22 protein-coding genes and 1 riboswitch are annotated in these 22,184 nt (G+C 65.0%); of the genes, 4 read left to right on the top strand and 18 right to left on the bottom strand.

Features of this window, described 5'->3' with window-relative positions; all coding sequences use genetic code 11:
* Positions 1 to 22 precede the first annotated feature (22 nt).
* The 3 genes from speB to BME24068_RS08135 form a co-directional block, all read right to left on the bottom strand.
* Complete coding sequence (gene speB, locus BME24068_RS08125; RefSeq protein ID WP_096504472.1) at positions 23 to 979, bottom strand: agmatinase; 957 nt, start codon at positions 977 to 979, stop codon at positions 23 to 25.
* 52 nt (positions 980 to 1,031) lie between these two features.
* Positions 1,032 to 2,432: a sodium:solute symporter family protein gene (locus BME24068_RS08130; protein WP_239007956.1), complete on the bottom strand. Its 1,401-nt coding sequence runs from the start codon at positions 2,430 to 2,432 to the stop codon at positions 1,032 to 1,034.
* A gap of 496 nt (positions 2,433 to 2,928) precedes the next feature.
* Positions 2,929 to 3,243 (bottom strand): helicase, encoded by a 315-nt coding sequence (locus BME24068_RS08135; protein ID WP_096504468.1) that lies wholly within the window; start codon positions 3,241 to 3,243, stop codon positions 2,929 to 2,931.
* A 362-nt stretch (positions 3,244 to 3,605) separates the two neighbouring features.
* Positions 3,606 to 3,709, top strand: a riboswitch (SAM-I-IV-variant riboswitch).
* 392 nt (positions 3,710 to 4,101) lie between these two features.
* Here BME24068_RS08135 and BME24068_RS08140 point away from each other — a divergent pair.
* Positions 4,102 to 4,296, top strand: coding sequence for a hypothetical protein (locus tag BME24068_RS08140; protein WP_174925726.1), 195 nt, complete (start codon positions 4,102 to 4,104; stop codon positions 4,294 to 4,296).
* 54 nt (positions 4,297 to 4,350) lie between these two features.
* Complete coding sequence (locus BME24068_RS08145; RefSeq protein WP_096506930.1) at positions 4,351 to 4,539, top strand: hypothetical protein; 189 nt, start codon at positions 4,351 to 4,353, stop codon at positions 4,537 to 4,539.
* 213 nt (positions 4,540 to 4,752) lie between these two features.
* Here BME24068_RS08145 and BME24068_RS08150 read toward each other — a convergent pair whose 3' ends face one another.
* From BME24068_RS08150 to BME24068_RS08210, 13 genes are all read right to left on the bottom strand, one after another.
* Positions 4,753 to 6,123 (bottom strand): MFS transporter, encoded by a 1,371-nt coding sequence (locus BME24068_RS08150; RefSeq protein WP_096506931.1) that lies wholly within the window; start codon positions 6,121 to 6,123, stop codon positions 4,753 to 4,755.
* A gap of 107 nt (positions 6,124 to 6,230) precedes the next feature.
* Positions 6,231 to 6,455, bottom strand: a complete 225-nt coding sequence (locus BME24068_RS08155) for a hypothetical protein (protein ID WP_096506932.1) — start codon at positions 6,453 to 6,455, stop codon at positions 6,231 to 6,233.
* Positions 6,456 to 6,622: 167 nt separating this feature from the next.
* Positions 6,623 to 7,588 (bottom strand): vWA domain-containing protein, encoded by a 966-nt coding sequence (locus BME24068_RS08160; protein ID WP_420887559.1) that lies wholly within the window; start codon positions 7,586 to 7,588, stop codon positions 6,623 to 6,625.
* Complete coding sequence (locus BME24068_RS08165) at positions 7,585 to 8,145, bottom strand: tetratricopeptide repeat protein (protein ID WP_174925727.1); 561 nt, start codon at positions 8,143 to 8,145, stop codon at positions 7,585 to 7,587. The genes BME24068_RS08160 and BME24068_RS08165 overlap by 4 nt, the downstream gene beginning before the upstream one ends.
* On the bottom strand, positions 8,142 to 9,128 hold the full coding sequence (locus tag BME24068_RS08170) for a vWA domain-containing protein (RefSeq protein WP_174925728.1): 987 nt from the start codon (positions 9,126 to 9,128) through the stop codon (positions 8,142 to 8,144). The genes BME24068_RS08165 and BME24068_RS08170 overlap by 4 nt, the downstream gene beginning before the upstream one ends.
* On the bottom strand, positions 9,125 to 10,066 hold the full coding sequence (locus tag BME24068_RS08175) for a calcium incorporation protein MxaA (RefSeq protein WP_174925729.1): 942 nt from the start codon (positions 10,064 to 10,066) through the stop codon (positions 9,125 to 9,127). Before BME24068_RS08175 ends, BME24068_RS08170 begins: the two co-directional genes overlap by 4 nt.
* Complete coding sequence (locus BME24068_RS08180; protein ID WP_174925730.1) at positions 10,063 to 10,926, bottom strand: DUF58 domain-containing protein; 864 nt, start codon at positions 10,924 to 10,926, stop codon at positions 10,063 to 10,065. The genes BME24068_RS08175 and BME24068_RS08180 overlap by 4 nt, the downstream gene beginning before the upstream one ends.
* A 3-nt stretch (positions 10,927 to 10,929) precedes the next feature.
* Positions 10,930 to 11,949, bottom strand: a complete 1,020-nt coding sequence (locus tag BME24068_RS08185) for an AAA family ATPase (protein WP_096506936.1) — start codon at positions 11,947 to 11,949, stop codon at positions 10,930 to 10,932.
* A 101-nt stretch (positions 11,950 to 12,050) separates the two neighbouring features.
* Positions 12,051 to 13,025, bottom strand: a complete 975-nt coding sequence (locus BME24068_RS08190) for a LysR family transcriptional regulator (RefSeq protein ID WP_096506937.1) — start codon at positions 13,023 to 13,025, stop codon at positions 12,051 to 12,053.
* A gap of 16 nt (positions 13,026 to 13,041) precedes the next feature.
* On the bottom strand, positions 13,042 to 13,806 hold the full coding sequence (locus BME24068_RS08195) for a hypothetical protein (protein ID WP_420887560.1): 765 nt from the start codon (positions 13,804 to 13,806) through the stop codon (positions 13,042 to 13,044).
* On the bottom strand, positions 13,803 to 14,669 hold the full coding sequence (locus BME24068_RS08200; protein ID WP_096506939.1) for a substrate-binding domain-containing protein: 867 nt from the start codon (positions 14,667 to 14,669) through the stop codon (positions 13,803 to 13,805). Before BME24068_RS08200 ends, BME24068_RS08195 begins: the two co-directional genes overlap by 4 nt.
* A 65-nt stretch (positions 14,670 to 14,734) precedes the next feature.
* The gene (locus BME24068_RS08205) at positions 14,735 to 15,145 is read right to left on the bottom strand and encodes a c-type cytochrome (protein ID WP_096506940.1); all 411 of its coding nucleotides are present in this window, start codon (positions 15,143 to 15,145) and stop codon (positions 14,735 to 14,737) included.
* 159 nt (positions 15,146 to 15,304) lie between these two features.
* Positions 15,305 to 17,122: a methanol/ethanol family PQQ-dependent dehydrogenase gene (locus tag BME24068_RS08210; protein WP_096506941.1), complete on the bottom strand. Its 1,818-nt coding sequence runs from the start codon at positions 17,120 to 17,122 to the stop codon at positions 15,305 to 15,307.
* Between the two features lie 512 nt (positions 17,123 to 17,634).
* Between BME24068_RS08210 and BME24068_RS08215 the strand changes: the two genes are divergently transcribed.
* Both BME24068_RS08215 and BME24068_RS08220 read left to right on the top strand, forming a co-directional pair.
* Positions 17,635 to 18,042, top strand: a complete 408-nt coding sequence (locus BME24068_RS08215; protein ID WP_174925731.1) for a hypothetical protein — start codon at positions 17,635 to 17,637, stop codon at positions 18,040 to 18,042.
* Between the two features lie 440 nt (positions 18,043 to 18,482).
* Positions 18,483 to 20,555, top strand: a complete 2,073-nt coding sequence (locus BME24068_RS08220) for a sigma-54-dependent Fis family transcriptional regulator (protein ID WP_174925732.1) — start codon at positions 18,483 to 18,485, stop codon at positions 20,553 to 20,555.
* A gap of 117 nt (positions 20,556 to 20,672) precedes the next feature.
* Here the strand turns inward: BME24068_RS08220 and BME24068_RS08225 are convergent, their stop codons facing one another.
* Both BME24068_RS08225 and rpe read right to left on the bottom strand, forming a co-directional pair.
* Positions 20,673 to 21,431 (bottom strand): HAD family hydrolase, encoded by a 759-nt coding sequence (locus tag BME24068_RS08225; protein WP_174925733.1) that lies wholly within the window; start codon positions 21,429 to 21,431, stop codon positions 20,673 to 20,675.
* Between the two features lie 26 nt (positions 21,432 to 21,457).
* Positions 21,458 to 22,180, bottom strand: coding sequence for a ribulose-phosphate 3-epimerase (gene rpe / locus BME24068_RS08230; RefSeq protein ID WP_096506944.1), 723 nt, complete (start codon positions 22,178 to 22,180; stop codon positions 21,458 to 21,460).
* Positions 22,181 to 22,184 lie beyond the last annotated feature (4 nt).

A 22,184-nucleotide genomic window follows, 5' to 3' on the forward strand; every position in this document is an offset into this window, starting at 1 on the left:
CGTGCGATCCCCCATGTCCGTTTCAGCGCCGCGCGGCAACCGCGTCGGCCAGGATGCACAGCAGCTCGAACATCATCGTCGCGCCGACCAGTGCCGTGGCGCCTCCCGCGTCGAACGGCGGCGACACCTCCACCACGTCCGCGCCGACGAGATTCAGCCCCTGCAAGCCGCGCACCAGATGCTGCGCGTCGAGCGTCGTCATCCCGCCGATTTCCGGCGTGCCCGTGCCTGGCGCAAAGGCCGGATCGAGCACGTCGACGTCGAAACTCACGTAGGTCGGCCCGCTGCCCGCCACGCGGCGGGCCTCGGCCAGCGTGGCCGCCACGCCCAGCTCGACGAACTCCTCCATCGCGATCACCCGGATGCCGCATTCCTTCGCGAATGCTTCGTCGTCGGCCGAATAGACCGAACCGCGGATACCGATCTGGACCGTCCGCTTCGGGTCCAGCAGGCCGGCCTCGATCGCGCGGCGGAACGGCGTGCCGTGCGTGTACGGGTTGTCGCCGAAATAGCGGTCGTTGGTGTCCGAGTGGGCATCGAAATGAATCATGCCGATCGGCCGTTCGGCGGCCAGCGCGCGAAAGATCGGCAGCGTCACCAGATGATCGCCGCCAACCGACAGCGGCACCGCGCCGGCCGCATGAATGCGCCGGTAGAAGCGCTCGATCCGCTCGAGCGAATCCATCAGGTCGATCGGATTGGTCGGCGCATCGCCGAGATCGCCGACGCGCACGAGGTCGTACGGCGCAATGCGGCTGACGTGATGCACGCGGCGCATCAGGCTCGACTGGTTGCGCACTTCGCGCGGGCCGTGGCGAGCCCCCGCGCGGTTGGTCGTGCCGCCGTCCCACGGCACGCCGACGAGTGCGATCTGCACGTGAGCCGGGTCGTCGAAAACCGGCAGGCGCATGAACGTCGGGATGCCGGCGAAGCGCGGAATCTCGGCTGCGTCGAGCGGTTGCGGGAAGTCGTTGGGCATGGGTGGGCCTCCTGTTGGTCGGAACGGTTGGTCGGTGGGGCAGCAGGGTGGGTCAATCCGATTGCGGTTCGAGCGCGGCCGCGGGACGTCCGGCCAGGCTCACCACGACGAAGGTGGCGAGGCTGGCCGCCAGCCCGTAGACGATCGGTGTCGTCGCGAGTACGCCGTCGAGCGCCATGAACAGCACCACCACCGCGCAGCCGGCCACGATGCTCGCGATAGCGCCGCGCGCGGTTGCGCGACGCCAGAGCAGGGCGCCGACGATCGGCACCAGCAGGCCGCCGACGAGCAGGTTGTACGCAATGCTCAGTGCGGCGATCACGTCGTTGACGACGCACGCGAGCGCCAGCATCGCGATGCCCATCAGCAGCGTGAAGACACGGCTTTCGCGCAGGCTGCCGGGGCCGCCCGCGCGCAGGAAGCGCGCATACACGTCTTCCTGGAGGACGGTCGCGGCCGCCAGCAGGCAACCCGACGCGGTCGACATGATGGCCGACAGCGCGGCGGCCACGACCAGGCCGCGCAGCCCCGATGCGAGCACCTGCCGGGTGACTTCCGCGTACGCGTTCTCGGGCACCGCGAGATCGGGAATGAGCACGCGCGCGGCCGCGCCGATCAGCGCGCAGGCCACGCCGTAGAGCATGCAGTAGACGCCCGCGCCAAGGCCGGCGTAGCGCACCACGGTCTCGCTGCGCGCGGTGAAGACGCGTTGCCAGATGTCCTGGCCGATCAGCGCGCCGAAGAAATACAGCAGGAAGTACGTGACGATCGTTTCCGCGCCGATGTGCCCGAGATCGAAGAAGCCCGCCGGCAGCACGGCCTGCATCCGCGCGAGCCCGCCCGCGTCGTGGATCGACAGCGGCAACAGCACGAAGAAGATGCCCACCGTCTTGATCACGAACTGGATGACGTCCGTGAGCGTCAGCGACCACATCCCGCCGATCACCGAATAGACGATCACGATGCCGCCGCCGCACAGGATGGCCGGCACGCGCGGAATCCCGAACACCACCTCGGTGACGGAGCCGATCGCGATGGTCGCGGTCACGGCCACCATCAGGTCGTACGCGACCATCACGATGCCGCCGATCAGCCGCGACGACGCCTGGTAGCGCTGCTCCAGCACCTGCGTGACGGTATAGACCTTGAGCCGCGCGATCTGCCGCGAAAACACGACGCTGAGGACGATGATCCCCAGGCCGAGCATGAACACGAGCCACAGCCCGGACAACCCGTACTGATAGCCGAGTTTGACCGTGCCGATCGTCGATGCGCCGCCGAGCACCACGGCGGCCATCGTGCCGAGATACAGTCCGGGCCCGAGACGCCGGCCGGCGACGAGAAAATCGTTCCGGTTGCGCGCCTTGCGCATCCCGTACCAGCCGAGCGCGAGCATCGTCAGCGCATAGGCCAGCATGACCAGATAGTCGAGCAGCATGATGGGTGTCTCCATGTATTTGTCGTCGTTCCGACGGTCACGCAGGACCGCGTTCGCGGAGTCTGGGGCGTCGGGCGTGGACATGGAATCCCCGATTCGACAACTCAATTTGCGGGTACGAGAAAGTGGGATGCGATGCCGCGGCGATGCTGGCCGGGATGGGGCGCGGGGTGGGGGTGGCGCCGTGGAGTCACGGCTGTGCCGGGGGATGTGGCCCGATTTGCAGGGGGGAGATCCGGCGTCGAAGGGTCTTGAATCGGTTCAGTTCGCGCGTCGTCGCGATCCGGGGCGGCGCACAGGAACCGCCGCTTCGATAGCGGAAAATGGCGCGCTGCGTGCGGCCGTCACTTGATCGCTCCCGACGCCAGTGCGGGAGGAGGGTGAAGCGTTTGCCTTCGACTTGATTGTGATGGGGCGCACAGGCATGGGTATCCGAAAGCCTGCGCTGGGTATTCGGACCCGGCTCCGGAACAGGTGCAATTCACCTGTCGGCCTCCGTTCCCACCACCTTTTACGCGTCTTTCAGCCAGGGCATTTCCACGGGTGACACGACCAGTTGCCGGAATTCGCGTTTCAGATCGAAGATGAATCCGACCAGGATCATGGAGTCGGCGTAAGGGATCGGAAAGACATGCGGATTTTCCGGCGTACGCAGGGGGCGCTCGGGTGTTTCCGCCGTCGCCGCGGCATTCTCGCGAACGCTTTCCAGTTCGTCGGCCATGGCCGGGCCGCTGAGTTTCAGCACGCGGCTACGCAGCTCGCTCAGGGGCTCGATGCGCGCAGCGTCTTCGTGGTATTCGGGCACTTCGTAAACGAACCAGGACATTTTCGTCTCCAGTGAAAAGGGGCGCTATTCTAACGCTGCACGAGGATCCGTCGAGAATCGACCATGCTGTGCGATGGCCGGGGGCGCTGCGAGGCAATCTGCCACGGGGCGATTTCTGCCGAGGCGGGGTGCCGCTGCGTCGGAAACGTTATCTTGCCATCGTTGGATCGAGGAATCCGGGGATGCGGGGTTGCGGGGTTGCATTCACGGGTGCCGGCGGTGGCCGGCCGATTCAGCCACGGGTTGCCGTGCCGAGAGCGCATGTCTTCCTGCGTCGAGAGGTCCCGGCCGGAATAACTTGTCCATCGACATTTTTTCGGTATAATAAATTCAAGTTCGTTATATCGAACGATGTGTCAGAAGTTATGCATCCAGAGTCGGGCTATCCGACGCCAACCTGCCCTCCCGGGCAAGGTGGACGCCTTTGAGGCGATGCGGCCGATTCACGGCAACGAAGCGGGAGCAGCATGGCTAGCACCGGTTCGATGAGCACTTATCCGGAGCGTCTATGTGCCAAGCTGTCTTTCCCCCGTCCCCAGTGGCCAGCCAAGACTGGTCGCACTTCCTCCCGGGTTTCACGTTAACGCATACGGTTCACCTCATATCGAGACTGGATCCGGGTATCGTTTCGACGGTATCTGCCGTACTTGAGGGTGAAGCAGCCGCGGTGGACCGTTGGGCCGTCACCCGGTGCGGCGACGTTCTCGAGCAAAAAATCGTTCTCGGCGAAATGACGGAAAGGCGGGCGGTTCGACTGCGCGAGCAACTTGCCGCGCTTGATGGCGTGCTCCGCTCAAGAATGGAACATCATTTCGTGCGAGGCAGTTCAGCAGCGTCCGAGAAGGCACCGGAGAATGGATGTCGGGCCAGCGCGTGTTCACGCTAGCGAAGGGCGTCGACGATCAGGGCGAAGTTGATGAAGGCGATGGACATCAAATCGGGTTTGTCGAAGCGCGAGAAGATGCGATGAACTGGCACTGCCGGTCAAGCTCCGGGGGCGAGCGTGCACAAGGTCGAGCGCTGCGTCATCGCAGCGACATCTTTCTCACGTAAATCTACGATACTTCGCCAGTTGGCGGGGTACCGTTTTCTCAAGGAATATCGACCATGGCGGCAAAGCGCCTTCGCATCAACATGATTTCCCGCCGTCAGTCGACGTTCGACGGCCGGCATCTCGACACCGAGGCAGTCCGCCGTATCGATACGCACACGCAGGACGCGACTCCCGCCCATCTGAAAGGCACGCAGGGCGCCGAGGCCGAATGGCTGCCGCGCACGAAGGTCAGCGAGCGGTAACCGGGTTACGCCGGGCGAGCCGCTGCGCGACAGCGCCGATTTTGCCGCTCGGCGCTTCTCCCGATTTCAACCCATGTGAAACGCGGCCACCGGACGACGAGCGACGATCCGCCGAAGCAGACTCGATGCGCCCGCACGCAACGTCCGTCTCGCGCCTGCGACGCGACGGGACGCGCCTGTGGTCGTCATCGCGTGCCTGAGCCGGCCAATTCGTCAAGTCACCGGCGGCGCGTGCCCATGATCTCCCAAACCCCGGGCGTCGTCGTATTCCCGCGAAATATCCTTGTTCGTGTAGTCCCCGAGCTTCGATGCGGCGATCACGCTCAGCACCGCGCATACCAGCACGTACGCCGCGATCGCATACCCCGAGTGGTAGTAGGCGAACAGCGCCGTTGCGATCAGCGGTGCAGGGCCACCGGCAATGACCGAAGCGAGTTGATAACCCATCGACGCGCCGCTATACCGCAACCGCCCTGTGAATGACTCGGCAATCAATGCGGCCTGCGGCCCATACATCATCGAATGCGGGACCAGCGACAACACGATGGCCGCGAAGATCCACACCGGATTCCGGCTATCGACCATCGCGAAGTAGAGGAATCCGAACAGGCCGACGGCAGCCGCACCGATCATGTACATCCGCCGCCGCCCGATCAGATCCGACACGTGCCCGAACAGCGGAATGGTGAAGAACTCGACCACGGATGCGAACAGCACCGCCGCCAGCAGCAGTTCGCGCGTGGCGCCCAGCGCCGTGATCCCGTAAGTGAACACGAACGCCGTATAGATATAGAACGGCGCCTGTTCGGCCATCCGCGCGAACGCCGACAGCACGATATCCCTCGGCTGCTTGCGCAGCACTTCGAGCATCGGCGTCTTCTCGATCCGACGCTCGGCCAGCAGCTTCGCGAAGATCGGCGTCTCGAGAATATTCAGGCGGATATAGAGCCCGATCGCAACCAGCACGATGCTGAGGAAAAACGGCACGCGCCAGCCCCACGCGAGGAAAGCACTGCCGGAAAGCCAGCTCGTGGCCAGCACGGCAAGGTTGGCGAGGAACAATCCCGCCGGCACGCCGAACTGCGGCCACGACGCGACGAAACCGCGATGCGCATTGGTGCGCGCCCACTCCATCGACATCAGGACCGAGCCGCCCCATTCGCCACCCACGCCGACGCCCTGGATGAAGCGCAATACCGTGAGGATAACGGCGCCCCAGATGCCGATCGCGGCGTAGGTCGGAACGAAGGCCACGGCGAACGTGGCGAGCCCCATCAGCAACAGGGTCACGATCAGTGTGGCCTTGCGTCCGATGCGGTCGCCGTAATGGCCGAAGACCGCCGCGCCGACCGGCCGTGCGACAAAGCCGACGGCATAGATCAGGAACGCCTGCAGCGTGCCGACGAGCGGGTGGGATTGCGGGAAATACAGCTTTGCGAAGACCAGGCCGGTGACCGTGCTGTAGAGGAAGAAGTCATACCATTCGATCGTGGTGCCAATCGTGCTGGCGATGACGGCGCGGTGCAACTGGCGCCGGGCTTCCTCGTCGGAGAGGGGCGTGGCCGCGGATTGCATGGCAGCCATTTTGATATCTCCCGGAAAAGGGCGATAGAGAAATAAACCATACGCCCGGCGACAGGTTCCGGCAAGCGCGAGCTGCGAATGGATTCCACCGTGCCGAGGTTTTTCATTCAGTCATCCTTATACATCATGACGTGATGTTGATGTGTCATTCGCCGCGGCAGCGATGAGATTGGCGTGATGTTCGAACTGAACACACGCAGATGCCGAACCGGAATATCGCGGAGCGTTCGACGACTGAACCTGGTGTCGTCACGGCTCGCGCTGTGCGATCGTCGCTTGTCATCGGCCACGTCCTGAATGACCTTGAATCGGTCCAGCTCGCGCATCGTCATGCGTGATCCGTTGCGTTGCAGCCATCGCAGCCTCCGGCGCCGGACACCCGCCGGCGGCCGAACAGCTTACGCGGCCCGAAAGCGGACATTTCAATCTAGCCACTACAACAAAAAAATGTGATCATACGCATTATGTAAAATAACAAAGCCCGATAAAAATCCACAGATCAAGTCAGCAAACGATAAATGGACGTCAACAGATTTCGCGCGCCTGTACGGCACCTCACCACGCCGAACGCCGGCAGAAACCGCCACACGAGCAGCAGCAACGCACATAGCGCGGGCGCCCACCGCAAGTCGGTCGGCGTCGGCTCCCGATGGGCGAACCGCTCGTCGAGCATGGCATCCCGCAAAGACGCCGCGCTCGACAAGCGGCGATACCCGAAGCCGATCTGTTCCGCCACCGATGCGAGGTAGCGCCCCTGCAACGCGGAGCGCTCCTCGTGGCTTTCCGCCGGTGTCGCGGAACCCTGCTGCGCCGGAACCTGAATCACGTCCTCCGCCTGCCAGTATCCGTGTCGATTACCGTCGGCATCGGTACGCGGAATGGGCGCGGCCTGATCGCCCCCCACGCCGATTAGCCAGCCCCCGACATGGACGCGATTGATATCCCGCTTCGTCACATCGGTCGACAGGAGCGGCGGCGCCTCCTGGCCGTCGGTGAAAAACACGACGGCGGCGCCACGACCGACGTCATGTGCCACACGAACCGCCGAATAGATGCCCCCTTCCGCAATACGACTCCAGTTGGTCCAGCGCATGCGCCCGTCGATCCTGTCGAGCGACGACAGCAACGCATCGTAGTTTTCGCAGACGTCGACGGGCGGCAGCAGCAGCAAGGTCCGCTGGCCGGTAAACACGCTCCAGCCGACCTTCGCGCCGCACGGCAATCGCCCCAGCACATCGCGCATCGTCGTTCGCGCGAACGCGAGACGGCTCACGGGCGCGCCGTCCAGGACGGCATCCTCGACGTCCATGCTTTGGGTGATATCGAAGGTGACGACATAGCTGAACGTATCGCGCGGCAAGGTCACGCGCGGCATCGCGGCCGCCGCGACGAGCAGCGGAACCGCCGCTGCCGTCGCCCAGTGGCGGCTTCCGAAGAAAGAACGCGTCTGCGTGCCGAAGCTCACGGCAAGTCCTTGCTCTGCGGGTCCCGCACCGTCACGTTGCGTTGCGACTTGACGTCCGGTGCGGCCGGCGCGGAGCGCGTTTCGGGTGCGAGCCGCAATGCCCGTTCGAGGTTGTAGCGCGCATCCCAATCGTCCGGGGTCTCGCGCAGCAGCACCCTGTAGTGCGCCTTGGCTTCGTCGATCATGTCGGCGGACCGCGCCGTTCCGGACAGTGTGTCGGTCATTCCCCTGCGCAGATACATGTTGCCGAGATCGAAGCGTGCCGCGCGCCCTGTTTCGTCATCGCGCGCGTCGCGGATCAGCGACTCGTAGCGTAGCCTCGCGCTGTCGTAGGCGCCGGCCTTCGACAACGCGATCGCGCGTGCGAGCGTGACTTGCCGGACGCCCCCGTCGTCACGCCTATCGTGCGAAGTGTCTGCCGCACCCTGCCTGCCCGCCTCCGCCACCATCCGATCGATGCGCTCGATCTGCCGCAGACGTCCCCAGTCATACGCTGCCGTGCCGGCACAACACAACGCCACCGTCGCGAAGACGATGTGAATCGCGGTACGCGTCATGACCAGGCCCTCACCTGAAGCAAGCGCAGAACCAGCAACAGCACGCAACCGGATAGCGCGAGCGCGAAGCAATACGCGCTGACATCGCGCCGGGGCACCTGTTCGACAAATGACGTGACGACGTCCTGCTGACGATCTATCTCGGTCACGGCATCCGTCATCGCCTTCGCGCTGCCGGCCTGGAAGAGCCGATAAGGCGTTTGCAGCGACAGGAAGTAGCGATGTAGCGCCGACTCGGCCGATATTTCCGTCGCCGCCGTCGGCGCATTCAGATCGGGGCTGTAGATGCCGCTGCGCAAATAGATGAAATAAAGGGCAATCCGGTTGCGCTTCAGCCCGTCCGCGACGAGCTGCATTGCCCGCGCGTCGAGTCGCGCACCGCCGTCGGAAACGAGGATGATCGCCCGTCGGCCCGACGATACGCGCCCGTCGAACGCGTCGATCGCGGCAGTCAGCCCGCGGCCCAGCTCGGTATCCGGCATGCCGCGCCCCACTGCCGTGCCCGCGATCGCCGCGACGATCGCATCGCGATCGTAAGTGAACGGCATCGCGAGCACCGGGCTCGAGCCGAACATCATGAACGCGAACCGGTCATGAGGACGCCGTGTCACGAATCCCGTCAACGCGGCCCGCGCGACCTTGTTCTTGGAATCGCCCGCCGATACCTGCACGCCTTTGCTGTTCATCGGCTCGTCCATGCTCGCGCTGCGATCCATCAGGATCAGAACCTGTGCCCCGCTACCCGTGCGCAACACCTGGCGGGACGCGTGCCCCGGGCCGGCCAGCCCGACGATGATCCCGAGTATCGCCAGCACGGCGCAGCCTTGCCCGATGACCGCGACCCAGCGCCCGACGCGATCGTCCGGCAGCCACGCGAGCCACGGGAACGCCAGCCTGTCGCCACGTCGCGGCAGCAGCGGCAACACGGCCAGCGGCAGTAATGCGAGCCGCCAGGGGGCGGTAAAGTCGAACGCGATGTTCATCTTCGATAGCGCCGCTCCGCGCGATACAGTTCCCGGCATAACGCCTGTAATGGATAGGCGGCCTCGGCAGGCGCGAGCGCGAAGAACCGCTCGGCCGATTGCCGATAGAAATGTTCGAGTGGTACGCGCAGCGGCCGCAGATACGGCGCCCGCGCAAACAGGCCCGGCAGCGAGTCCGCATGAACGACCTGCCCCGCCGTTTCGTCCAGTGCGCGATGCAGGCAGCGCCACGCCAGCGGGGACGTATCGACGTGCGACGGATCGAGCCGCCGCATCTGCCGCCACGCACGTGCGAACGGCAGCCGCACCGACTCGCGCCTGTTGCGCCACATCCACCAGCCTGCCCACGACAGCAAGGTCAGCAGCCACAGACCGAGCGCGAAACCCGCCTGCCGCCGGATCGGCCCGGTCGGCGGGAGAGGCGCCTGCCGGTCCGGCCGCATCGGTTGCAGGTCGCCGGCATTGAATGTGTCGTCGGGCGTTATCGGACTGACGCTGACCGGCCATTCGGCGATCCGCAGCGTCGCACCGGACGGCGACGCCAACGTCAGCGCCGGCAATGCAATCGTGGTCGGCACCGGCGCGGCGTTGACGATCTGGTAGTCGATCGCCATCCACCGGCGCCCCTGCGTGTCGGTTTCGAATCGAACGCGACGGCGCTCGAGCCAGGTTCCGGTTCGGCCGACGGCAGGCGGCGCCACCCGGTCGGCATCGTCGTCTCCCGCACGCAGCAGAATGCGTTGCGTGAGCACGTCGCCGAGTACATGACCGAATGCACGCGGCTGCCGGACCATCGCCGGAATGACGGCGCGCTCGGCAGCGGCGGCAGCAACGGCCATCGGCAACGCCAGTGCCAGCGAGGCGGCCAGCATCGTCGCGGCGCACGCGTGACGATGCCCCCGCTTTCCCGGGCCGATCGCGCGTCCGTCCGGTGTCATTCGGTCACCTCCAGAAAGTACCGCGACATCGCTTCCGGATCGAACGCGTTCTCAACGTAAAACGGCCGGATTCCGCACGCGGCAAGCATCGTCCCGAGTTCCGCGCGCCGTCGCACGACGGCCTCGCGCCAACGCTCGCGCACGCTGCGGCGCAGCCACAGCGTGCGCCGGCCGGCGAACTCGGCATCGCTGACGTCAAGGAGCCGGCCGGTTTCGGGCGGCGAGATCTCCGCGGCATCCCAGACGACGATCGGAACCACGCAGGCATGGGTCAGCCCGTCGAGCACGGCGGGCAACGTCTCGAGCGGCCAATGGAAGTCGGAAACGAGAAAGACCAGCGCCTGCCGTCCGGCCAACGCTGAAACGACGTGCCGCAGCGCCGTCGCGGGGTCGTTTCCCGTCGCGATGCTCGTGCTTTCGCGCAACATCGTCGCGAGTGCGTTGCCGACGCCCCGGCCGTACCGGGCCGGCATGAAAAGATCGTCGCGCGGGCCGGCGTCGAAGGCCAGCATGCCCAGCGAATCGCCCGCACGGAACGCGCTATGCCCCAGCGCGTCGACAAAATCCGCCGCAACCTGCAATTTGGTTCGGCCGGCGCCGAAGCGCATCGACGCGGAGACGTCGACCACCGCCTGCACCTGCGCCGCGGCGCGTTGCAGGTGAACCTGCACCAGCCAGTCCTGGCTTGCGGCACGCAGGCTCGCACGCAAATCCAGACGGCGCGGGTCCGGATAGTCGAGCAGGCGGCCGTGCATCGCAAATTCATGACCGGTTCCGAAACGCGATCCGCGATGCGCGCCAGGACGAAATCCCCCGGAACGCATCGGCAGCCGATAGTGAAATTCCGATGTGCCGTTCATGATTCAGGGCACGGCGAGCCGGCTCACGATTTGCGCCATCAGGGCCTCGGCAAGTTCCTGGCGGCGCAGTTCGTAGATCGGCGTGAAAAACACGCGATGCCCGAGCGCGGGCATCAGCACCGCATGAATATCCTCCGGAATCAGATGCGTACGCTCCGCGAGCCATGCCGTCACCCGAGCGGCCCTCAGCAGCGCGCTCATACCTCGCGGGCTCGCGCCCGCCAGAACGAGCCGCTGCATGTCGACGCCATCGAGCGCGATGCCGAAACGCCGAGGATTCTCCGTTGCCTGCCAGATGTCCAGCACGTAACGCTCGATCGTTTCGCTGGCCTGCACGCTCGCCTGAATGGCCGCACCGGCCCGATTCAATTGCTCCCAGGGCACGATTGCAGGCGAAAGCCGCTCGAGCAGGCAATCGACGTCGTGAAACGACGCGTCGAATACCAGCGCACGCCGCACCTCGGGCTCGTCCGGCGTCGACAGGCCCAGCTCGAACAGGAAGCGGTCGCGCGCGGCCGACGCCAATTCGAAGGTCTCCTCCTTCTCGACCTTGTTCCGGTCGGCAAACACCGTCATGTGCGGGAAGCGATATTCGCGATCGAACGCCCGGACCGAACGCTCCGCCATCGCGCGCAACAGGAGCGACTGGACCTGCGGGCGAGCGCGATTGATTTCGTTGAAAAAGAAGGTGGCCAACCGCTCGCCGTGCCGGAGCAGCGGCCCGGGATCGATCCTCGGCCGGCCTTCGGCGTCCACGTACGTGTGATAGACGAGATCGCCCGGCATCAGATCGACCGTTCCCTCGACGCGCTCGAACTCCCCGCCGACGACGCGTGCGAACGCGCGCAGCACGGTCGTCTTGCCCACGCCGACGCCGCCCTCGAGAAGGACATGACCGCGGGCAAACAACGCCACGTTGATGAGCCGGATGGCGTGAAACTGGCCGATCACGGCATGCGAGATTTCCTCTTCGATCTGCAGGGCCCGCAGACGCCAGTCCTGCAGTTGTTCGCCGATACCCATCGATGCGCTCTCCTGGTCTCCTGTGGCGGATGAACACGCGCCGGCTCGATGCAAACCGGTGCGGCGGCGCGGCATTCACGGCAGTGAACGCACACCCGCGCCTATCCCGGCCGTTCATGTCGGCCCGTATCGTCCGGCAGCCGATGCAAATAGGCGGCGTACTCGTGCTCCAGATAGGCGGCGGCGTGCTCGAGCAGAAACTGCCGAAATACCGTGCAGGTCGGCGACAGCCGTTTGGCCCGCATATGGACGATCTGCCACGTACGCTCGACCGGCATGCCGTTGACGTCGAGCAACGCGATTTCGTCGGTGCGCAATTCGAGCAGCAGCGTATGAAGCGAGATCAGGCTGACGCCCATGCCGGCCATCACCGCCTGCTTGATCGTTTCGTTGCTGCCGAGCGTGACGATTTTCGCCGGCGTGAAAAGATGGTGCTTGAACATCTCCTCGGCCGCCATGCGGGTTCCCGAACCGGGTTCACGCAACAGAAACGTGTCGTGCCGCAGCTCCTGCAGGTCGAAACGCCGTGCGCCGCAGAATCGGTGGCTCCGGGGTGCGATCACGACCTGCGGATGCCGCGCGAGCGGTTCGGTCGTCGTATCGAGCTCCGGCGGCGGCCGCCCCATGATGGCCAGGTCGATCGCATTGTCCTGCAGCATGCGCAGCAGCGCGTCGCGATTGCCCACGGAAAAGTGCACGTCGACCCTGGGATAAAGGTGCGAATACCTCGCCAGCAGCTTCGGTGCGAAATAGGTGGCCGAACTGACGATGCCCACCGCGATCGAGCCGGTATCGGCCTGCTTCAGCGACGTCATCGCATCCTCGGCATCCTTGATCTCGCCGAGAATCCGGCTCGCGTGATGGCTCAGCTTTTCGCCGGCCTCGGTCAACGAGAGTTTGCGCGCGATGCGTTCGAACAGACGCAGGCCGACCGCATCCTCGAGCTGGCGAATCTGCATCGACACCGCCGGCAAGGTCAGATGCAACTCCTCGGCCGCACGCGCAAAACTCTCGTAGCGACTCGCCACGACGAACGTCTTCAACTGGCGCAGGGTGAGCGTGCGAATGAAACTCACGTGACGCGGCCCCTCGCTAGCGTCCGGCCCGGGACGCGTCGGACAACTGCGCAGACGCCTTCGTCCCGTCGTGCGGCGGCGTCGGCGTGTGCCGCATCGCGCGAAAAACCAGCGTGCGCGTTTGCTGCGGATGCGCAATCCCGTCGTTCGGGCCGGGCACATCGGTGCGAATCATGGCCACCTGCCCCGGTACGCTGTCGGCCATCAGAAACGTGTAGCGCTTGCCGGTATAGCGGGCGAAACGCGCCGCGTTCGGATCCGCCAGATACGGCTGCACGACGATCTGCCGGGCGGTCAGCACCTTGCCCCCGATCCGGGTCGTCACCGTTTCGATCTTCGGCCCGGCCGCCAGCGCGAGGCGCAAGCGCTGCTGAAAATAGCGGCGCTTGCCGCCGGTCAGGCGTTCCATTTCCGCGATGTCCTGCTCGAGAAAATAGATGATCGCGGGATTGCACGGCAGGCCGGCGTTCGGCAGCGGCACCGCCTTGCCGTGATCGAACACGCGGGCATCGCCATTGGCGTTCCCCGGGCTGACGACCCGAACCGCGATCGCGTCGGTACCGGCGGCCGCGGCATCCGAGTCGGACAGCACGTAGTCGAGTTCGGTGTCCCGCCCCATGCCGTGCAGATGATCCGCCATGAAGATCAGCCGCTCGGCCGGAGAAATCTGCGCGGCGGCCTCCGCGCGCGCCGCGACAGGCATCCCTCCCGTCGCACACGCGACGCATGCCGCGAGCACGAGCCCCCCGATGCGCCAGGATCGACTCCGCGCGTGGCTCATGGCGCCGCAACCATCGACCTGGATGCGTCGACGGGCTTCAGAAGCGGCACGTCATAGCTTGCCAGGATGGCGTCGATCTTGTCCTGGTTCGCACCGATCCATTGATCGATCTTGTCCTTCCACGATTTCTCGCCGTAACGCACCCCCATCGAGATCGTATAGTCGAAGCGGATGCCGGGCGTCACCGGGAACTGCACAAGCTTCACGCCGTCGCCGGAGCGCTTGGCGAAATAGCCTGCGATCGGCCCCCACACGAACACGACGTCGACATTGCCCGCGCGCAGATCGTCCTCGATCATCTGACCGGGATATTTCTGCGGGTCGCCGCTTTGCACCTGATACGAGACGGCCTGGTCGATCAGGCCATGACCGAGCAGCCAGTCGACCGCCGGGGTCTGCGTGAAGACGCCGATGCGCAGCTTGTGCAGTTGCTCCGGCGGCAACTTGAGCAAATCGTCCGGCGCGGCGATACCGGCCAGCTCGGGCCGCTTCGCCAATACCATCGCGTACGTGGAATGCAGGTAGGGCCGCGTCGTCGAAGTCATGTCGTAGCCGGCCGGCACGCCGATGATCAGGTCGCATTTGTAGCGATCGGTATCGGGCGTTTTCTCCCGCAACGTGTGGCGCACGAAACCGATGCGTTGCGGAAAATACGTGTATTCGAGCTTGTAGCCGAAATCGCTCGCCATCTGGCTCGCGATGCGGTTCTCGTAGCCTTCGCCTTTATTGTTCGACAAAGGCATGTTGTTCGGGTCCGCGCAAACCCGAAGCACGCCGTCCGCGCCATCGTCGGCACGCGGGGCGCCTTGAGCACGTACCGTGCCGCCTGCCGCGGCGCCGCACAGCACGGCGGCGACAAGCATGACGTATACGTTCGTTCGATTGTCATGACGCACTTTCAAGCCCTCCCGATGTAAAACCGCTGGCACTATTTCGCGTCGATGGCCTTCAGATCTCCCGGGTTGATCTTGCCGTCGGAACGCCCCTTCAGATAGGCGTACAGGTATTCCCAGTTCTTCTGCATCATCGCGCTCGAACTGAAATCGGGCATGCCCTTGTCCACCCGGCCGCCGAACACCGTGCGATGAAACTCCGTCTTGTCCAGCGTCTTGAGCGCGTCGATCAGCGACGGGCCGACCATTCCCTCCTGCTTCGCGCCGTGGCAACGCTCGCAGGCGAGCGCGCGCCAGGTCTTCCATCCCTGGAGCGTATTGGCGTCGACCTTGCTGCCGTCGACCACCTTGTAGGCGGCTGCGGAACCGGTCTCTGCATGCGCAGCGGGCAGCGTGACGAAAAAGGCAGGCAGCAGGGCCCGCATCAGGATTGCTCGACCTTTCATAATGCAGATGTCTCCTCGGGATAAAGCCGCGCCGCGATGCGCCCATCGGCACATCGCAAACAACTGCGCGGGTCAGACGATGCTTGCGATTCATGGGTGGCCGGCTGCCCGATCCTCGTCGGCGGCAGCCGGCCGCGCGTTGCAACCCGCTTCGCCCCGTCAGCCGTTCCCGCCGGGAACGGCGAACACGAAGAGCGTGCCGCCCAGGGCCGTGTACTTGGCGAGTTCGCGATAACCGCCCACCGCGCCGAGACCTTCGTTCGACTTCTCGAGCCCCGCTGCCATGCCGATGCCGGCCCAGCCGCCGATGCCCGAATAGACGCCGACGAACTGCCGGCCCTGATATTCGTAGGTAAACACGTTGCCGATGATTCCCGACGGGGTCTTGAAGCGCCACAGTTCCTTGCCGTCCTTGATGCGAACGGCCTTGAGGTAGCCTTCGAGGGTGCCGTAGAACGCGATGCCGCCGGCGGTGGCGAGCGCGCCCGACCATACCGAGAACCGTTCCGGTTTCGACCAGACGATCTTGCCCTTCGACGCGTCCCACGCGATGAAATTACCCATCGCCTTGTCCTTGCCCGGGCCCGGATACATCGACAGCGTGGCGCCCACGTAAGGCTGCCCCGACACGTAGTCGACGTCGAACGGTTCGTAGTCCATGCAAACGTGGTTGGTCGGCACGAGGAACAGACTCGAGTTCGGATCGAACGCCGCCGGCTGCTGGTCCTTGGTGCCGAGCGCCGACGGACAGATGCCCTTCACGTTGTGATCGGAACCCGCTGCCTGCGTCGAATAGGCCGCGTTGCGAATCGGCTTGCCGCTCTTCATGTCGACGCGATCGGCCCAGTTCACGGCCGGATCGAACTTCTGCGCGACCAGCAACTGACCGGTCGCCCGGTTCAGGGTGTAGCCGAAACCGTTGCGATCGAAGTGGACCAGGGCCGGCACCTTCTTGCCGTCGATCGTCAGGTCCGAGAGAATCATTTCGTTGACGCCGTCGTAGTCCCACTCGTCGTGCGGCGTCATCTGGTAGATCCACTTCGCGACGCCGGTATTGAGATCGCGCGCGACGATCGACAACGACCATTTGTTGTCGCCCGGCCGCTGCGTCGGATTCCACGTTCCCGGGTTACCGGTGCCGTAGTAGACAAGGTTCAGCTTCGGATCCCAGGCATACCAGCCCCAGGTCGTGCCGCCGCCCAGTTTCCACTGATCGCCCTTCCACGACTTCAGCGACGAGTCCGCGCCCACCGGCACCATCTTGCCGTCGGCATAGGTCATCGTCTTGTCGGGGTCCATCAGCATGTCCTTGTCCGGGCCCGTGCTGTAGGCGGTCCAGACCGGTTTGCCGGTCTTGATGGAATACGCGATCAACCGGCCGCGCACGCCGAACTCGCCGCCCGAGATGCCGGTCAGGACCTTGTCGCCGAATACATGCGGCGCGTTGGTGTTGGTTTCGCCCGCTTTCGGATTGCCGTTTTGCGCGGTCCAGACAACGTCGCCGGTTTTCGCGTTCAGCGCGACGAGCTTGGTGTCCGCCTGCTGCAGGAATATCTTGCCGTCGCCATACGCGAGCCCGCGGTTGACGGTATCGCAGCACATCACGGTCACGACCGATTCGTCCTGCTTCGGCTGGTACTGCCAGAGGAAGGTCTGATCCTTCAGGCTGATCGCGAGCACCTTGTTGGGAAACGGCGAGTGTATGTACATCGTGTCGCCGATCACGAGCGGTGAACCTTCGTGCCCGCGCAGCACGCCGGTCGACATGGTCCAGGCGACCTGCAGTTTTCCGACGTTGTCTTCGTTGATCTGCTTGAGCGGGCTGTAGCGGTGATTCGCGTAATCGCCCGCCTGTGTCGCCCAGTTGGATGGATTTTTGACGAGCCCGTCGAGCTGTGAATCAGCCCGGGCATCGGTAAAGCTCAAGGTGGTCAGCGCGATGAGCGCGAACCCCAGAACCGCGGTACGCAAATTCATGTCCCCTCCAGAAATATCTTGCCGTTCAAAAAACGCGAAATCCTCGCTACCGCATTGCCCGGGCGCGCCTCCTCGGGTACGGGTAACGATCTGCGCCCTTGCCCGATCGATGTCGGGCTTTGCGGCGCATCAGGGAAAAAGCAGGTTCCATGCCTGGATCGGAACAACGGGAACGAAGTTCGCCGTCGCAGGCATGTGCGCGCGCTGCGGTGGTTTGCGCCGTCTGCTCGTCCGTTTCGATGCAAGCGGATCGAACGCGGCCGCCCGCAGCCGCGATCGTGGCCGCGGCGCGGCACACGGGACACACTGTGTCAGCCGTCGATACGAAGCGTGACTGTTGCGAGGCACGCGCCAGCCGAACCGTGCCCGCCGTCGTGACAGATGCGGCGCGACGCGGCTGGTACGGCTTTCGCTTCTGCCGACGGGTACGAACGTTCGCGGCCCTCGACGGCCGATGCCGCCGCTGTCGCCAACGCTCGCCGCGCTACGCCCATTTCCTGGAGAGTCGTGAAATGATCAAGCCACTTCGCATGCTGACCGTCGGCGCGTGCCTCGCATTCGCCTTGCCGCTCGCCCGGGCCGACGATCTCGCGGTCACGGCGCAGCTTCAGCCCGGCGGCTACAGTTATCCGACGCAGGGACGCGTCGAGTATGTGCTGGGCTGCATGGACGACAACGGGCACGAATTCGCGAACATCTATAAATGCTCGTGCGTGATCGACAAGATGGCGGCCGTGCTGCCCTACGACGAATTCGTCGACCAGTCGACGTTCTCGAAATACGCGTCGCTGGGCGGCGAAGGCGGCTCGGAGTTCCGCGTCGACCACGCGAAAGCGCAAACGAAAAAATTCCGCTCGCTGCAGACCGACGCTTACCGCAGTTGCGGTCTAGGTCACGACAAGACTGCCTCGGCACGATAGGCATCTGCCGTGCGCGGCTCGCCCTGCCGCTGCGCAACGCGCAGCGCCTCCGAGGCGATTCGGAATCGGTCGGCTTCGCGCCGGCCGCGAGACGCGCTGCTTCCCGCCGGCATCCGGCACGATTGGTTGCGCGCGCATCTCATGCCGCGAGCGGCTGCACCGCCTGTGCGCCCGAGCCGCCGCTGAAACGGCACGCATCGGGTATGTGATTTGAGCAAATGCGACGTTTTCTTGAACAAGAACGCCATCGGGCGTAAAGTCTTGAGTGACTGTTTAACATCCGCCGTACGGAAAATCGTTTTGCGCAACTACGGGTTTCCAATCGGCGCGCCCGGCGAAATCTGCATTTCAAGGCAGCATCAATAAAGCGGCAATCGTGACGCGCATGGCGAGGCAGGGAAAACCGGCGCACCCGAATTGACGCTGCGGAGACACCCCCCATGTCATTGCCTGCTGACAGCAGTTCGCATGTTCGCGAAGTTCTGAGTGTCGTCAATCGTCAATTGGCGACACGTCCGACAAGCGTGCCCGTTGCCCAGTCGTGGGCGCGCTGCGTGAACGAATTCAAGCTCGATCCTTCGCGATTTGTCCGCCCCCCGATCCTGACGGACCAGGAGCTTCGTTCCCGCCGCGATGCGATGCACGATCTGATTGCGTGTTCGAAGCTCGAAATGGCGACGCTGTACCAGCAACTGGCCGACCCCAATCTCGCGGTCGTGCTCGCCGACGCCAACGGCGTGATCCTGCACCAGGTTGCGTCGACGGCGTTTGCCGAAACGGTTGCCGCCGACGGCTTTCGCGTCGGCGCGCTATGGAGCGAACGCGAGGCCGGCACGAACGGCCTGGGCACCTGTCTCGCCGAACGCGACGCCATCGCCGTGTGTCAGCACGAGCACTTCTATCCGCGCTATACGTCGCTCACCTGCTCCGCCGCGCCGATTTTCGACGACAGCGGCGAGATTGCCGGCGTGCTCGACGTGACGAGCCGCTCGACGCTGCTGCAGCAGCATTCGCTGGTGCTCGTCGGCATGTCGCGGCAGATGATCGAAAACCGGTTGCTGGACGTGCGCTACCGGCACACCAACATGATTCACTTCCACAGCCGCCCGGAATTCGTCGGGACGCTGCACGGAGGCAAACTGGCCGTGGCAGACGACAGCACCGTACTTGCCGCGAATCGCAGCGCCCTGTTCCAGCTCGGCTTCCGCTCGCTCGACGAATTGCGCGGCCGGCGCATCGAGGAAGCGTTCAACGCATCGCTGCAAGACATGATCGCGCGCAGCATCCGCGGGTCGTTCCATCCGGTCGCGGTCTATAGCGCCAATGCGACGAACCGCTTCTTTCTCGTCGCGCAGACGCCGCAGAACAGCGCGGAAAGCGGCACGCGGAGCACGCCGAGAGCCGCGGCGGCGGCCGCCGGCGTGCGGGAAAAGCCGCCGCCGCAGGCCGTGCCGGACGAAATCGCGCATCTCGAGTTCGGCGACCCTCACATGGCCGCGCAAATACGGCTCGCGACACAAGTCATCCAGCGCAAGATTCCGATCGTGCTCAGAGGGCAGACGGGAACCGGCAAGGAAGTTTTTGCTCAGGCCCTGCACCGCATCAGCCCCCATGCCGGCGGCCCGTTCGTGCCGGTCAATTGCGCATCGCTGCCCGAGAGCCTGATCGAAAGCGAGCTATTCGGCTATCGTGCCGGCGCATTCACCGGCGCGCAGCGCGAAGGACGGCGCGGCAAGATCGTTCAGGCGAACGGCGGCACGCTCTTTCTCGATGAAATCGGCGACATGCCGCTCGCGCTGCAGGCGCGCCTGCTGCGCGTGATCGAGGAGCGCGAGGTCACGCCGCTGGGCGCCGAAACGACGGTCAAGGTCGATTTCCAGCTCATCAGCGCGAGCCACCGCAACCTGCTCGAACTCGTGCAGGAAGGGGAATTCCGCGAGGATCTGTATTACCGCCTCAAGGGCATCGAGCTGAACCTGCCGCCGCTCAAGGACCGGCTCGACAAGCTCGCGCTGATTCGTCATCTGCTCGCCCAGGAAACGGACAACGATCCCCCCGCCCTGACGCCGGAAGCCGCGCAGGCACTGCTGAATCATGCGTGGCCGGGCAACATTCGCCAGTTGCGGCATGTATTGCAGATCGCCATAGCGCTTTGCGACGGACAGCCGATCCGCTGCAAGGATCTGCCCGTCGAAATCACGCAACCCGCGCCGGACGCCGCGCTGCCGCCCATGTCGCGCGCGACCGCGGACCTTGCGCCGGCGCCGGCCGGCGGCCTCGATCTTTCCGCGCTCAATGCGATCCAGCTGAACGAACGCGAAACGTTGAACACGCTGCTCGACGAACACCGCTGGAACGTCAGCAATGTCGCCCGGGCGCTCGGTATCAGCCGCAACACGCTCTATCGCAAGATGCGCCGGCTATCCATCCGTCTGTCGCACGAGAACCCGGGGTTCGACGACATGTTCCTGGACGACGCGTCACCCGATGCCTCGATCTCCTCCGACACGTGATGCGGAACCTGCACGGCCGCGTTCCGACGCAAGGGCCGTCTCTCGCGGTCGGGCCGCGCGCCGCGAGTTTGTCCGGATACCGAACGAAGTAGCGCCGACCCGCGTCGGCGCGGGGATTTATCGAACGTCCTGCCGCAGGTGAATGCGCCGCAGCGATTCCAGATCGACGCAGTCGTACTCCGGTTCCGCGCCGGTCCGCCGTACCGGCACGCCCGGGTCCCCCAGATGCGGCAGCACCACGAGGGCCTCGTCGAAATTCTGCGCCGCGGTGTAGGCGGTCGGCGTGACAACGACCGGAATGCCGGCCGTGCGCGCCGCGCGCAGGCCGATTTCCGAATCTTCCAGCGCGAGACAGTCGGCCGCCGGCAAGCCGAGTTGCCGCAAGACCGCGATGTACACGTCGGGGGCTGGTTTCTTGACCAGTACCGTCGATGCGTCGCATACCGCCGCGAACCGCTCGCGCCAGCCGGCACCGAGCGGCCCGGACAACAGTGCGTCGATATTGGCCGGCGTGGTGGTCGTGGCAATCGCCAGCGGCATGCCGGCCGCATGCCCTTCGTCGATCAGGCGCCGGATGCCGGGCCGCAGCGGCACACCGCCGCCGCGCACCCGTTCCGTGTAGCGGCGGGTCTTGATCGCATGAATCGCATCGACCACGTCCCGGCTTTTGCCCCCCGCGGCCTCCTCGGGCTCGACGCAGCGCCAGTAATGCCGGATGCGCTCCTTGCCGCCCGCCACCTTGAGCAGGCGGGCGTACAGCGCCTCGTCCCAATGCCAGTCGAGGCCGGCTTCGGCAAACGCCGCATTGAACGCCTCGCGATGAACCGCCTCGGTATCCGCCATGGTTCCGTCGACGTCGAAAACCAGTGCCCGCATGTGCATTCTCCCTGCCGGTGCCGGCCTCACAGTCTCGTCATGCCGCTTTCGCGCGCGCCGACGCGTGCGATGTCGGCGCGGTCGCGCAACCCGTCGATCACGTCGCGATAGTCGGGCGCGCCGAATACGGCGGAGCCCGCCACGAACGTGTCGGCGCCGACCTCCGCCACCCGCGCCACGTTGTCGAGCTTGATGCCGCCGTCGACTTCCAGCCTCGGCCGGCAGCCCGTGCGGGCTGCCAGCTGATCGATGTGCAGCGCGGCGACGCGAATTTTCTGCAGCATCGACTCGATGAACTGCTGGCCGCCGAAACCGGGATTCACCGTCATCAGCAGCACGAAATCCAGATCGTCCAGCAACTCGCTGAGCCACGTCAGCGGCGTGCCGGGATTGAGCGCGAGACCGGCCCGACAGCCGTGCGCCTTGATCTGGTGCAGTGTCCGATGCACGTGATCGCTCGCCTCGGGATGAAAGCTGATCGAATTCGCGCCGGCCTGCGCGAACGCATCGACCAGCGCGTCGACCGGACGCACCATCAGGTGAACGTCGATCGGCAGCGACGTGTGCGGACGCAGCGCGGCACACACCATCGGCCCGAACGTCAGATTCGGCACATAGTGGTTGTCCATCACGTCGAAATGCAGCCAGTCCGCACCGGCCGCCTCGACCGCGCGAACCTCCTCGCCGAGCCGCGCGAAATCGGCCGACAACAGGCTGGGCGCGATGACAACGGAATTGAGCGCATCCATGCCT

Origin of the sequence: Burkholderia anthina (genome assembly GCF_902498995.1) — a bacterium.
GTDB lineage: Bacteria > Pseudomonadota > Gammaproteobacteria > Burkholderiales > Burkholderiaceae > Burkholderia > Burkholderia anthina.

Coding starts and splice junctions, on each gene's coding strand:
- BME24068_RS08140 (WP_174925726.1), top strand. CDS start 4,102: ATGTCGGGCCAGCGCGTGTTCACGCTAGCGAAGGGCGTCGACGATCAG.
- BME24068_RS08150 (WP_096506931.1), bottom strand. CDS start 6,123: ATGGCTGCCATGCAATCCGCGGCCACGCCCCTCTCCGACGAGGAAGCC.
- BME24068_RS08170 (WP_174925728.1), bottom strand. CDS start 9,128: ATGAACATCGCGTTCGACTTTACCGCCCCCTGGCGGCTCGCATTACTG.
- BME24068_RS08225 (WP_174925733.1), bottom strand. CDS start 21,431: ATGCGGGCACTGGTTTTCGACGTCGACGGAACCATGGCGGATACCGAG.
- BME24068_RS08215 (WP_174925731.1), top strand. CDS start 17,635: ATGATCAAGCCACTTCGCATGCTGACCGTCGGCGCGTGCCTCGCATTC.
- BME24068_RS08220 (WP_174925732.1), top strand. CDS start 18,483: ATGTCATTGCCTGCTGACAGCAGTTCGCATGTTCGCGAAGTTCTGAGT.
- BME24068_RS08175 (WP_174925729.1), bottom strand. CDS start 10,066: ATGACACCGGACGGACGCGCGATCGGCCCGGGAAAGCGGGGGCATCGT.
- BME24068_RS08135 (WP_096504468.1), bottom strand. CDS start 3,243: ATGTCCTGGTTCGTTTACGAAGTGCCCGAATACCACGAAGACGCTGCG.
- BME24068_RS08155 (WP_096506932.1), bottom strand. CDS start 6,455: ATGACGATGCGCGAGCTGGACCGATTCAAGGTCATTCAGGACGTGGCC.
- BME24068_RS08165 (WP_174925727.1), bottom strand. CDS start 8,145: ATGACGCGTACCGCGATTCACATCGTCTTCGCGACGGTGGCGTTGTGT.
- speB (WP_096504472.1), bottom strand. CDS start 979: ATGCCCAACGACTTCCCGCAACCGCTCGACGCAGCCGAGATTCCGCGC.
- rpe (WP_096506944.1), bottom strand. CDS start 22,180: ATGGATGCGCTCAATTCCGTTGTCATCGCGCCCAGCCTGTTGTCGGCC.
- BME24068_RS08145 (WP_096506930.1), top strand. CDS start 4,351: ATGGCGGCAAAGCGCCTTCGCATCAACATGATTTCCCGCCGTCAGTCG.
- BME24068_RS08210 (WP_096506941.1), bottom strand. CDS start 17,122: ATGAATTTGCGTACCGCGGTTCTGGGGTTCGCGCTCATCGCGCTGACC.
- BME24068_RS08195 (WP_420887560.1), bottom strand. CDS start 13,806: ATGAGCCACGCGCGGAGTCGATCCTGGCGCATCGGGGGGCTCGTGCTC.
- BME24068_RS08180 (WP_174925730.1), bottom strand. CDS start 10,926: ATGAACGGCACATCGGAATTTCACTATCGGCTGCCGATGCGTTCCGGG.
- BME24068_RS08200 (WP_096506939.1), bottom strand. CDS start 14,669: ATGCTTGTCGCCGCCGTGCTGTGCGGCGCCGCGGCAGGCGGCACGGTA.
- BME24068_RS08205 (WP_096506940.1), bottom strand. CDS start 15,145: ATGAAAGGTCGAGCAATCCTGATGCGGGCCCTGCTGCCTGCCTTTTTC.
- BME24068_RS08185 (WP_096506936.1), bottom strand. CDS start 11,949: ATGGGTATCGGCGAACAACTGCAGGACTGGCGTCTGCGGGCCCTGCAG.
- BME24068_RS08130 (WP_239007956.1), bottom strand. CDS start 2,432: ATGGAGACACCCATCATGCTGCTCGACTATCTGGTCATGCTGGCCTAT.